The organism is Streptomyces tuirus (assembly GCF_014701095.1).
GTDB lineage: Bacteria > Actinomycetota > Actinomycetes > Streptomycetales > Streptomycetaceae > Streptomyces > Streptomyces tuirus.
In genome coordinates, this window is record NZ_AP023439.1 from 4,013,226 (window position 1) to 4,025,377 (window position 12,152).

The following is a 12,152-nucleotide window of genomic DNA, read 5'->3' on the forward strand; positions in this document are numbered from 1 at the left end:
CATCGATTCTGTGGCCATGACGTGCCCGAATGAGCCATCGTCGTATTCGACGGGGGAAGAGGGGACCTTCAAGTGAGGACGAAGCCGACTATGCGTAACAGAATGCTTCGCTTGGGGCTTGTCGCCGCCTTCTCTGCCGTCGTGGCCTTCGGAACCGTGAGTGGCCTTTCGGACGCGAACGGCGACGACCGGGCGGACAGTGTCTGGCCGGCGGCTGCCAAGAGTCATGTTCTGGCCGACAGTGTGTGGCCGGTGGCGGCTCGATCCGCGGAGACCGCAGCAGACGGAGCCGGGAGCTGACCGTGACCACTCCACCCGACGACCGCTCCTTCCGTCGTGAAATGGCCACCGCCTACCGCTCCGGCTGGCACTTCATCGACCTGGTCACCGCCATCCCCCACAGCGGTGACTCGTTGATGGTGACCGTTTTCGGCGAGCCGGTGGTCGTCACCCGGGACGACGACGAGGACGTACGGGCGTACCGGTGTCTGCGGCGGCCTCGGGGGGCGCCGCAGCCGGTGCGATGTGCCGTACGGTACGGAATGATCTTTGTGAACCTGGACCAAAGGGACCACCAGCAGGTGGAGGCCGACTCTCCTGCCCCGAGGACCATCTCTGCCACCCCCCGCAGTGCCTGACGCGATTCCCCCGTCGTAACAGATCGCTCAGGTGCTTCCCCCCGCAGCGGCGTCACCGTGACCTGAACACGGTGACGCCGCTGCAGTTTTCGGGGACATTTCCGGGTATCGGCCCGGTCCGAGGGTGGCCGGATCCGGTCGATCACCGCTGTGGATGTTCACTTCGCTCAACCTCGGCCCATCGCCCGCGTCAGGTGGATCTCGATCACCACGCGTGCCGGATTCGGTGACGGCGTCCTGCCGTAGCGCTCCGCGTAGCGCCGCTCCGCCTCGGCCACCCGGTCCGGCTCCTCACGGACGAAGGCCCGGCCCTCCAGCGTCGCCCAGCGGCGCCCCTGAAGCTGGCAGACGGCGACGGCCGCCCCCTCCTCGCCGGCGGCGCGCACATACCGGACCTTCGCGCTCGCCCGGTTCGTGATCACCCGAGCCAGACGGGCCTCGGGATCGTATGTGACTCCGACGGGTACCAGATGCGGAGTGCCGTCCGGGCGGGGAGTCGTCAGGGTGCACAGGTGCCGCTCCTGCCAGAAGCCGAGATACGACGGGTCCGGAGCCCCGGGATCCACGGAGTACTTGGTCGCCATGCCCCGGAACCTAGACCCCCGGAGCTCCCGGAACCGCCCTTGAGTGCACTAGACTCAACTTTGTGCAAGCCGTTCGGGTCAGTGCAAGGAGGAGAACGCGAACGTGGACGCCGAGCTGACCAACCGGAGCCGGGACGCGATCAACGCTGCCAGCAACCGGGCCGTGACCGAGGGACACGCCGACCTCACCCCCGCCCATCTGCTGCTCGCGCTGCTTCAGGGCCAGGACAACGAGAACATCACCGACCTGCTCGCAGCGGTCGACGCCGACCAGGCCGCCGTGCGCTCCGGAGCCGAGCGCGTGCTCGCCGGGCTGCCGAGCGTGACCGGGTCGACCGTCGCGCCGCCCCAGCCCAACCGCGAGATGCTGGCGGTCGTCGCCGACGCGCAGGCCCGCGCCAAGGACCTGGGCGACGAGTACCTCTCCACCGAGCACCTCCTCATCGCCCTCGCCGCGAAGGGCGGCGCGGCCGGCGAGGTGCTGGCCCGGCAGGGCGCCGACGCCAGGAAGCTCCAGGCCGCATTCCAGAAGACACGAGGGCAGCGACGCGTGACCACGGCCGACCCCGAGGGCCAGTACAAGGCCCTGGAGAAGTTCGGGACCGACTTCACCGCCGCCGCGCGGGAGGGCAGGCTCGACCCCGTCATCGGGCGGGACCAGGAGATCCGGCGCGTCGTGCAGGTGCTGTCCCGGCGGACCAAGAACAACCCCGTGCTCATCGGCGAACCCGGCGTCGGCAAGACCGCCGTCGTCGAGGGACTCGCCCAGCGGATCGTGAAGGGCGACGTGCCCGAGTCGCTGAAGGACAAGAGGCTCGTCGCGCTCGACCTGGGAGCCATGGTCGCGGGCGCGAAGTACCGGGGTGAGTTCGAGGAGCGGCTGAAGACCGTCCTCGCCGAGATCAAGGACTCCGACGGGCAGATCATCACCTTCATCGACGAGCTGCACACCGTCGTCGGGGCCGGCGCGGGCGGCGACTCCGCCATGGACGCCGGGAACATGCTGAAGCCCATGCTGGCCCGCGGCGAGCTGCGCATGGTCGGCGCCACGACCCTCGACGAGTACCGCGAGCGCATCGAGAAGGACCCCGCCCTGGAGCGGCGCTTCCAGCAGGTGCTGGTCGCCGAGCCGACCGTCGAGGACTCCATCGCGATCCTGCGCGGGCTCAAGGGGCGCTACGAGGCCCACCACAAGGTGCAGATCGCGGACAGCGCGCTGGTCGCCGCCGCCTCGCTCTCCGACCGGTACATCACCTCCCGCTTCCTGCCCGACAAGGCCATCGACCTCGTCGACGAGGCGGCCTCGCGGCTGCGCATGGAGATCGACTCGTCCCCCGTCGAGATCGACGAACTCCAGCGCGCCGTCGACCGGTTGAAGATGGAGGAGCTGGCGATCGGCAAGGAGACCGACGCCGCCTCCCGCGAGCGCCTGGAGAAGCTGCGCCGCGACCTCGCCGACAAGGAGGAGGAGCTGCGCGGCCTCACCGCCCGCTGGGAGAAGGAGAAGCAGTCCCTCAACCGCGTCGGTGAACTGAAGGAACGCCTCGACGAGATCCGCGGCCAGGCCGAACGCGCCCAGCGCGACGGCGACTTCGACACCGCCTCCAAGCTCCTCTACGGCGAGATCCCCGCCCTGGAGAAGGAGCTGGAGGCCGCCTCCGAGGCCGAGGAGGAGGTTGCCAAGGACACCATGGTCAAGGAGGAGGTCGGCTCCGACGACATCGCCGACGTCGTCGCCTCCTGGACCGGCATCCCGGCCGGGCGCCTGCTGGAGGGCGAGACGCAGAAGCTGCTGCGCATGGAGGACGAGCTGGGCAAGCGGCTCATCGGCCAGACCGAGGCGGTGCGCGCGGTGAGCGATGCCGTACGACGGTCCCGCGCAGGGATCGCCGACCCCGACCGCCCGACCGGCTCCTTCCTCTTCCTCGGCCCGACCGGTGTCGGCAAGACCGAGCTGGCCAAGGCCCTCGCCGACTTCCTCTTCGACGACGAGCGGGCGATGGTCCGCATCGACATGTCGGAGTACAGCGAGAAGCACAGCGTGGCCCGGCTGGTCGGCGCCCCGCCCGGATACGTCGGCTACGAGGAGGGCGGCCAGCTCACCGAGGCCGTGCGCCGCCGCCCGTACTCCGTCGTCCTGCTGGACGAGGTGGAGAAGGCCCACCCCGAGGTCTTCGACATCCTGCTCCAGGTGCTGGACGACGGGCGGCTCACCGACGGGCAGGGCCGCACGGTCGACTTCCGCAACACGATCCTCGTGCTGACGTCGAACCTGGGCAGCCAGTACCTGGTCGACCCGATCACCAGTGCGGAGGAGAAGAAGGAGCAGGTCCTGGAGGTGGTGCGGACCTCCTTCAAGCCGGAGTTCCTCAACCGCCTGGACGACCTGGTCGTCTTCGCCGCGCTGACCAAGCCCGAGCTGGAGCGCATCGCGAAGCTCCAGCTGGACCGCCTGGCCAAGCGGCTCGCCGAGCGGCGCCTCACCCTGGACATCACGCCCGACGCCCTGGCCTGGCTCGCCGAGGAGGGCATGGACCCGGCGTACGGCGCCCGGCCGCTGCGCCGGCTCGTCCAGTCCGCCATCGGCGACCGCCTCGCCAAGGAGATCCTGTCCGGGGAGATCAAGGACGGCGACACGGTCCGGGTGGACCGCTTCGAGGACGGGCTGCTGGTGGGCCCGGCGACGGGCAAGACGCTCTAGCCCGTCACATCGTGAACGCCGAGAACCGCACGAGCGCGGTCTCGGCGTTCTCGTACTCCACCCTCACCTGGACCACATGCGCCTCCGCCGTGCCGGGCAGCCCGTTCTCGTGGGTCACATCGAGGCAGAGCACCCCGCAGGCGCCACCGCCCGCGCGGGCCTCGGGGCCGTTCGGGTACGTCTGGCGCAGCCAGTCGCGGACGTCCTCGCGCGGCATCCGCAGCACCGCCGCGTACGAGGTGTCGATGCCCCGCTGCACGGTGCAGTCGTCGACCCGGGCGTTCGCGGGGCGCGCGGCGGCGCCGAAGGCCAGGGCCTCGGTGCAGGGGACCGCGGCCGCCGCGCCCGCACGGGTGCCGTCGTGGGCGTCGTCGTCGTCCGTCCAGGCCCACAGGAACAGGCCGATGACCATGACGCCGAGCACCACAACCGGCAGTGCCAGGAACGGCAGGACGATCCCCCACCGGGTATGCCCTCGCTCCGCTGCCTGCATGTGGACCGCCCCTCCGTCGGCTGCTCAGAAGGACGGTTGTGGGTACCCGGAGGTTGCAGTTGACCGGATCGTGTCAGCCCAGGGCTGACAGGGTCTGTCGGGGCTTGCCACCCCCCTCCCCGCATGGGGGAGGATGGCGGAATCCGTACGAAGGGAAATTCACGGTGACCATCGACCCGTCCTCGATTCCGAACTTCGGGGGCCAGCCCGAGCCGCAGCCCGGCAGCGGCCCGGCCGGCCCCGTCGTCCCGGATCAGGACCTCGTGAAGCAGCTCCTCGACCAGATGGAGCTCAAGTACGTCGTCGACGACGAGGGAGACCTCGCGGCGCCGTGGGAGCAGTTCCGCACCTACTTCATGTTCCGGGGTGAGGGAGACCAGCAGGTCTTCTCCGTGCGGACGTTCTACGACCGGCCCCACGAGATCGAGGCCAAGCCGCAGCTCCTCGAGTCGATCGACGACTGGAACCGCCGGACCCTGTGGCCGAAGGTCTACAGCCACACTCACGACGACGGCACGGTCCGCCTGATCGGCGAGGCCCAGATGCTCATCGGCATGGGCGTCAGCCTGGAGCACTTCGTCTCCTCGACGGTCAGCTGGGTGCGCGCGGCGATCGAGTTCGACAAGTGGCTCGTAGAGCAGCTCGGCCTGGAGCAGGAGATCGACGAGGCGGAGAAGCCCGAGGACGACGAGTAGGCCCCTGGCCGGGTCCTCACGGCGCGTCGGCGCGTACGAACGGGTACGCGCTGTACGCGCCGTTTGCCGTTTCCGGTCCCTGGGGCGCTCGTCAGGCCCCCGCGGCGCCCTTCAGCCGCCGTGCCGCATCCTCCAGCACCCCGGTCCGCTTGCAGAACGCGAACCGTACGAACGGGGCGCCCTCCTCGCGGTGGTCGTAGAAGACGGCGTTGGGGATGGCGACGACGCCGGCGCGTTCCGGCAGGCCGCGGCAGAAGGCGAAGCCGTCGGTTTCGCCGAGGGGGCGGATGTCGGTGGTGATGAAGTAGGTGCCCGAGGGGCGGAAGACCCGGAACCCGGCCTCCGCCAGGCCCGCCGCCAGCAGGTCCCGCTTGGCCAGCATGTCGGCGCGGAAGTCCGCGAAGTACGACTCGGGCAGCGAGAGCGCCTCGGCGACGGCGTACTGGAACGGGCCCGCCGAGACGTAGGTCAGGTACTGCTTCGCCGAGCGCACCGCCGTGACCAGCTCGGGGGCACCCGTCACCCAGCCGACCTTCCAGCCGGTGAACGAAAATGTTTTTCCGCTGCTCGAAATGGTGACGGTGCGCTCGCGCATCCCCGGGAACGACGCCAGCGGTACGTGCTCGGCGTCGTCGAAGACCAGGTGCTCGTACACCTCGTCCGTCACCACCAGCAGGTCGCGCTCCACCGCCAGCTCGGCGATCGCGGCGAGCTCCTCGCGCGTGAGGACCGTACCGGTCGGGTTGTGCGGGGTGTTGATCAACAGTAGCCGGCTGCGGTCGGTGACGGCGTCGCGCAGCTCGTCGAGGTCGAGACGGAACCGGCCCTCGTCCTCGTGCGCCCGCAGGGTGACCGGCACCCGGCGCCCTCCCGCCATCGCGATGCACGCCGCGTAGGAGTCGTAGTACGGCTCGAAGGCGATCACCTCGTCGCCCGGCTCCACCAGGGCCAGCAGGGCGGCCGCGATGGCCTCGGTGGCGCCGGCGGTGACCAGGACCTCCGTGTCGGGGTCGTAGGACAGTCCGTAGCGGCGCTGCTGGTGGGCGGTGATCGCGGTACGCAGCTCGGGCACGCCGGGGCCGGGCGGGTACTGATTGCCGCGGCCGTCCCGCAGGGCCCGTACGGCGGCCTCCCTGATCTCCTCGGGGCCGTCGGTGTCGGGGAAGCCCTGCCCGAGATTGATGGCGCCGGTGCTCAGAGCCAGGGCGGACATCTCGGCGAAGATCGTCGTCCCGAACTCGGCGAGCCGGCGGTTCAGGAGGGGGCGTGCACTGGAGGTCATGCCGGTCATCCTGCGCCGAAGCTCTGGAGTTCCTCAACACTGCTTCGCTGATGTCCACCTGCGCCGGTACCCGAAGCACCCTTGCTGAGCAAGGAAGTATGTGAGGGACACCACACTTGAAACCCGTACAACCCCCTGCCCTTCCCGAGGGTCTGGGGCGGCGGTGGGAAGACGCCGTCTTCCCACCGCCGCCCCAGACCGAAGGAAGGCATGAACCGAGCCACTCGTGCGTCCGCCCTCGCAGCGACCACCGTCCTCGCGACGACCGGAGCCCTGCTCACGTGCACGTCCGCCGCCGGTGCGGCCACGGCGTCCGTGACCTGTAAGTCGCCCGTCTTCAAACGGCAGTTCTACGCGAACACGACCTTCTCCGGTACGCCGAAGAAGACCGACTGCGATTCGAAGATCGATCAGAACTGGGGCACCGGCGCCCCCGCCGCCGGGCTGCCCAGCAACTACTTCGGCGTGCGCTGGACCGTCACCCGGGACTTCGGCTCCGGCGGACCGTTCTCGATCCCCGTCTCGACCCGCGACGGCCTGCGCGTCTATCTCGACGGCACCCGCAAGGTCGACCTCTGGAAGAACGTCTCGACCACCCAGACGAAGACCGTCAACATCACCATCCCGTCCGGGACGCACACCCTCCGCTTCGACTTCGTCAACTGGACGGGCGCCGCGAACGTCAAGGCGGACTACCTGCCCCGCACGTCCGCCACCGTCGACACGGTCAAGCCCCTCGTGCCCACCGGCACCTCCCTCACGTACGACTCCTCGTACCAGGCCAACTTCAGCTGGACGGCCAACAAGGAGATGGACCTCGCGGGCTACCGCGTGTACCGCCGGCTCCAGGGCACCTCGTACGGCACCAAGCCCCTGGCCACGACGACCTCCACGTCGTACAAGGACACCACGCTGCCGAAGAACGGCGCGGTCCACTACTACGAGGTCCGCGCCTTCGACAAGGCGGGCAACGAGTCCGCGGGTACGGCGGACAAGTCCGTCACCACCGTCGACCAGAGCGCTCCCGCGGCGCCGAAGGGGGTCGAGGATGCCTGGAAGCCCGACTACTCCGAGAAGGTCAGCCTTTCCTGGTACGGAAACACCGAGGCGGACCTCGCCGGGTACAACGTGTACCGCTCCACCACCGGCGGGCCGGTCGCGCTCACCGCGGCGAACCGGCTGAACGGTGACAAGCCGCACACCCACTCCTGGTACGAGGAGTCGCTGCCGCTGACCGGGGACACGTACTACTACGTCGTCACGGCGGTCGACATCCGCGGCAACGAGTCGGCGGCTTCCGGCACGGCGGAGTTCTACACGCGGGACAAGACGGGTCCCGTGGACACGGCGCGCAACGCAACGGCGGTCGAGGACGAGCGCGGGGTCACGCTGACGTGGGACAAGTCCGAGACCACCAGCGAGGACTTCGTCGGGTACACGGTCCTGCGCTATGACAAGCCGCGCACGGAGCCCGGGCGCACGACCGTGCAGGTCGCCAAGGGCATCCGGGGCACGTCCTTCACGGACGCGGCCCCGCCGCCGGGCGCCACGCACTACTACTCGGTCGTGGCCGTGGACGACGCCGGGAACGGGGGCACCCCCTCCGTCGAGATGCCGGTCGCGGTCGCCGGAAACAACACGCCGCCGCCCCCGGTGACGGGCACGACCGCCACCGCCCAGGAGAACGGCGTCTCGCTGAGCTGGGACGCCAGTGACGATCCCGGTCTCGACCACTACCGCGTCCTGCGGGGCACCCTCGTCGACGGCGCGTGGGTCTACAAGCCGCTCATCGACGCCTGGACCCTCAAGCCCAAGGAGTTCACGGAGACCCGCCACCTCGACCGTATGGCCGCCGACGGTGAGCAGTTCCGCTACAGCGTCATCGCCGTCGACCAGTACGGCAACCAGCTCACCGTCGAGACCGGGGCCCCCGTGAAGGACGTCACCGAGCTCGACCTGCGCCCCGACGCCGGCGCGGGCCCCGCCGTGGGCGACACCCCGATCGGCCACCTCTACGGCGGCGTGAACGGCCGGGTCGGCTGGTGGCTGGGCAGCGACACGGGCGCCAACGGCAGCAAGGTGACCGGCTTCACCGTCTACCGCTGGAACCGGTCGACCCACGTCTTCGACAAGGTCGACGTCCAGACGCGCGGTGACATCACCAGTTGGTCGTACGTGGACACCGCCCGGCCCAAGGGAACGACCACGTACTACCGGGTGACGGCCACCCTCGCGGACGGCACGGAGACGGCCGCCCGCGAGATGGCGTTCGCCTCGGAGAATTAGCTCCCGCCACGGGAAGCGGTGGAGGCGCCCGGCCGGAGTTCCCGGCCGGGCGCCTCCCTGTTGTGTGCACTGCGCTCATGCACAGGTCAGGGGCTGTCCCCGCATCCGAACCCTCTGAAGTTCCTCAACTCTGTGTTGGGCCGGGAGCGGGGAGGGCATCACCGCCTCACGCAAGAGCGAGGCGCCCACGGGGGGCCGCTTCGGGGGAAACGAAAGGAGGGTGACGCCATGATCGTCGGCATCATCCTGGCGGTGGTCGGAGTCGTCCTGGTCGGGGCGCTGGTCTCCAAGGCCCGCAGGGGCGGGTCCCCTTCCCGACGGACGGCGCGGCGCGGGGCGTGGGCGTCCTCCGGTTCGAGCAGCAGCAACAACAGCTGGTGGGCGGGCGGGGGCGACTCCGGCGGCGGACACAGCAGCGGCTCGTCCTGCAGCAGCGGATCGTCCTGCGGCGGCGGCTCGTCCTGCGGGGGTGGCGGTGGCTGCGGCGGCGGAGGCAGCTGACTGACGCCGGCCTCCGCACGGCGACCGTCCGTTGTCCACGACCGGGGCCGTCGGCCGTCCCCGCGACGGGGAAGCCGTATCCACCGAACGCGGGGTCCGCACCTGGGCCGGGTCCCGCGTCGGCATGGTCGGGGCTTCCCGGACGGAGTATCGGCCGAACGCCTGTCGGGCGACCTCGGGGGGATTGCGGCGACGCTCTCTGCCTGTAGGACAACTCCGCCCGCCCTGGCACGGCTTCGGCAACTGCGGGCGGCCGACCGCCCCTTCGGGGATCGGGCGGAATCGCGCGCTCCCGCCAGTCCCGGCTCCGGTCGTGAACCACGGCGCACCGGCGCACGCCCCCACGGCACCGGCGCACGCCGTAGTTGAACAGTTGAGCTGTGGAGCCCTCTGAGGGATGGAAACCCTACGAACTTGGGTAAAAACGCTGTGGCGGCGCCACCGTTCATGATTCCCTCTAAGACACCGACGCAGCCCCACGGACGTCCTGCGGACACCTTCCTGAAACCGGCCGACCGGGCTGCCCCGGGCCGACATCCCCCGGTGCGACCGGGGCGCAGCGGACCCATCTCCCTCTCCTTTTTGTGTGCTTGCGGAGCCGATCCATGCTCACGACCCTGAACACCTCCTACACCGACACCCGCGCGGCCGATCTCGCATGGGCGCTGGGGCGCGAGCCGCTTCCCGCACTGGCCGCACTCGACCTCGAACTGGCGGACGTCAAACTGCAGTTGCGACTCCTCGGCGCATCCCACCAGGTCCTGCTGGAGGAGGAGCGGGGCATCTGCTCGGAGACGGTGGCGTGCATCGCGGGCAGCAGCACTCCGCTTCCGCTCGGCGTCGCCAAGCGGGTGGACGACTGGGAGTACGAGTTCGCGGCCCGGGTCGAGGTCCTCTCGCCCGGCTCCTTCGCGGGCCGCGCCCAGGAGTTGCTGGCCCTCGTCTCCGACCATCCGCACGGCCTCGCCGGCGTCTTCCCCGGCAGCCCGTACGCCTTCACGGCCCTGCTCGCCCAGCACCACGAGGGGCAGGTGCACTGGCGGACCTGGCACGCCTACCCGCAGGACGGGCAGTTGGTGGCGACCCGCACAAAGGTGGGCGTACGCCTGCCGGCGGCGGTCTACGTCAACTGACCCTCGCCGGCTGATGTTCGCCCCGCCGAACCGTATGTGGTCAACCGAATCTCATACCGATGTCCGTCCTCTGTAAACCAGCACCACACGTGTGGGTGACGGACCGCGGTCGAGGCGTGACGTAACGTCGCAGCGTGATCGAGCCGCACGCGCCCGCCCCGCCCCGTTCGCAGGAGCCCTGGAGCGCCCCGGGCGGCCCCGACGACCCGGCGCGACTGCCCGTCCGGCCCGGCACCGGACGGTTCCTCGTCCTCGCCGGCGTGTTCGTCTGTGCGGCCTGCGGACTCGTGTACGAACTGGAACTCGTCGCGCTCGCCTCGTACTTGATGGGCGACTCCGTGACGCAGGCGTCCGTCGTGCTGTCCGTGATGGTCTTCGCGATGGGCATCGGATCCCTCGCCGCGAAGCGGCTGCGCCGGCTCGCCGCGGCCGGGTTCGGCGCCGTCGAGGCCGCCCTCGCGCTCGTCGGCGGGTGCAGCGCGATGGCCCTGTACGCCGTATTCGCCTGGACCGGCGACTGGGGCGGCATGTGGGCCAACGGGCCGCGCTGCCTGCTGGTCGCCTTCTCCCTCGCCGTCGGACTGCTCATCGGCGCCGAGGTCCCGCTGCTGATGGAGCTGATCCAGCGGATCCGCCGCCAGGACGCGGGCGGCGCGGTGGCCGACCTGTCCGCCGCCGACTACGTCGGAGCCCTCGTCGGCGGCCTCGCCTTCCCCTTCCTGCTGCTGCCGTGTCTCGGGCAGCTGACCGGCGCACTGCTCACCGGCGCGGTCAACACCGTCGTCGGCGGGGCGCTGGTGCTCGGCCTGTTCCGCCAGGACCTCACCCGCCGGGCCCGCTGGCTGCTGCTGATCGGCAACGCCCTCGTCCTCGCCGTCCTCGCCTCCGCCACCGTCCTCGTCGACGACTTCGAACGGGCCGCGCGGCAGGCGATGTACGGCGGGGACGTCCGCGTGGCGATCCAGACCGGCGTGAAGGAGGTGGTCCTCGCCGGCGGTACGGGCGGCCGGCCCCTCGACATCTACTTCGACGGCCGGCTGCGGGTCAGCGGGCGCGACGAAGTGCGCTTCCACGAGGCCCTCGTCCACCCGGCCATGACCGGGCCGCACGCGCGCGTGCTGATCCTCGGCGGCGGCGACGGCCTCGCGGTGCGCGAGGTGCTGCGGCACACCGGAGTGGACCGGGTCGACGTCGTCGAACTCGACGCGGAGGTGGTCCGGCTGGCCCGCACCGACCCGGCCCTGTCCGCGCTCAACGAGCACGCCTTCGGCGACCCGCGCGTGCAGGTCACGACCGCGGACGCCTTCGGCTGGCTGCGCGGGGCGACCCCGGCGGCGTACGACGTGGTCGTCTCGGACCTGCCCGACCCGGGCATCACGGCGAGCACGAAGCTGTACTCGCAGGAGTTCTACGGCCTCGTGCGGCGCGTGCTGGCCCCCGGCGGGCGGCTCGTGGTGCACGCCGGGCCGGTCGCGTCCGACCGCCGGGTGTTCTGGACGGTCGAGGCGACCGTGCGCGCGGCAGGCCTACGCACCGCCCCGTACGGCACGGGAGGCCGATACGCCGGCCCCGCCGCCGGGCCCGGCCGCACGCCCTCCGAACGCGCCCGGGCGCCCCACGACTGGGGTTTCGTGCTGGCCGGCCGCACGAATCCGCGCCCGCGGCTCGACCCGGACGGCCCGCGGCCGAGCGTCCTCACACAGGCGTCCCTGGCCGCGGGCGAACGGGCGGCGCGACGGACGCGGATCGCGGGCCTGCCGGCGTCGACGCTGGTGCATCCGCGGTACTGACCCTGGTGCGTCCGCGGTACCGAGGGGCCCGGGGCCTGCCGGACGGGCG

At 70.8% G+C, this 12,152-nt stretch carries 10 protein-coding genes; 7 read left to right on the forward strand and 3 right to left on the reverse strand.

From position 1 onward, the window contains the following. Nucleotides 1-302 precede the first annotated feature (302 nt). Nucleotides 303-638, forward strand: coding sequence for a Rieske (2Fe-2S) protein (locus IGS69_RS18475; protein ID WP_030846386.1), 336 nt, complete (start codon nucleotides 303-305; stop codon nucleotides 636-638). 167 nt (nucleotides 639-805) lie between these two features. Here the strand turns inward: IGS69_RS18475 and IGS69_RS18480 are convergent, their stop codons facing one another. After that, entirely contained in the window at nucleotides 806-1,222 is a 417-nt protein-coding gene (locus tag IGS69_RS18480) for a TIGR03618 family F420-dependent PPOX class oxidoreductase (RefSeq protein WP_190901196.1), read from the reverse strand. A gap of 103 nt (nucleotides 1,223-1,325) precedes the next feature. Between IGS69_RS18480 and clpB the strand changes: the two genes are divergently transcribed. Next, nucleotides 1,326-3,923: an ATP-dependent chaperone ClpB gene (gene clpB / locus IGS69_RS18485; protein WP_190901198.1), complete on the forward strand. Its 2,598-nt coding sequence runs from the start codon at nucleotides 1,326-1,328 to the stop codon at nucleotides 3,921-3,923. A gap of 4 nt (nucleotides 3,924-3,927) precedes the next feature. On the opposite strand, the gene IGS69_RS18490 is transcribed toward clpB, so the two are convergent. Beyond that, on the reverse strand, nucleotides 3,928-4,416 hold the full coding sequence (locus tag IGS69_RS18490) for a hypothetical protein (protein ID WP_190901200.1): 489 nt from the start codon (nucleotides 4,414-4,416) through the stop codon (nucleotides 3,928-3,930). 164 nt (nucleotides 4,417-4,580) lie between these two features. Between IGS69_RS18490 and IGS69_RS18495 the strand changes: the two genes are divergently transcribed. Beyond that, nucleotides 4,581-5,111 (forward strand): YbjN domain-containing protein, encoded by a 531-nt coding sequence (locus IGS69_RS18495; protein ID WP_190901202.1) that lies wholly within the window; start codon nucleotides 4,581-4,583, stop codon nucleotides 5,109-5,111. A gap of 91 nt (nucleotides 5,112-5,202) precedes the next feature. Here IGS69_RS18495 and IGS69_RS18500 read toward each other — a convergent pair whose 3' ends face one another. Further along, entirely contained in the window at nucleotides 5,203-6,402 is a 1,200-nt protein-coding gene (locus tag IGS69_RS18500) for a pyridoxal phosphate-dependent aminotransferase (RefSeq protein WP_190901203.1), read from the reverse strand. A gap of 201 nt (nucleotides 6,403-6,603) precedes the next feature. On the opposite strand from IGS69_RS18500, the gene IGS69_RS18505 reads away from it, so the two are divergent. From IGS69_RS18505 to IGS69_RS18520, 4 genes are all read left to right on the forward strand, one after another. Further along, entirely contained in the window at nucleotides 6,604-8,679 is a 2,076-nt protein-coding gene (locus IGS69_RS18505; protein ID WP_190901206.1) for a fibronectin type III domain-containing protein, read from the forward strand. A gap of 228 nt (nucleotides 8,680-8,907) precedes the next feature. After that, nucleotides 8,908-9,180, forward strand: a complete 273-nt coding sequence (locus IGS69_RS18510) for a hypothetical protein (protein WP_190901208.1) — start codon at nucleotides 8,908-8,910, stop codon at nucleotides 9,178-9,180. 605 nt (nucleotides 9,181-9,785) lie between these two features. Continuing rightward, a complete protein-coding gene (locus IGS69_RS18515; protein WP_190901210.1) occupies nucleotides 9,786-10,313 on the forward strand; it encodes a DUF2617 family protein in 528 nt (175 codons plus the stop codon). A gap of 134 nt (nucleotides 10,314-10,447) precedes the next feature. Continuing rightward, a complete protein-coding gene (locus IGS69_RS18520) occupies nucleotides 10,448-12,103 on the forward strand; it encodes a polyamine aminopropyltransferase (protein WP_190901212.1) in 1,656 nt (551 codons plus the stop codon). Nucleotides 12,104-12,152: the final 49 nt, after the last annotated feature.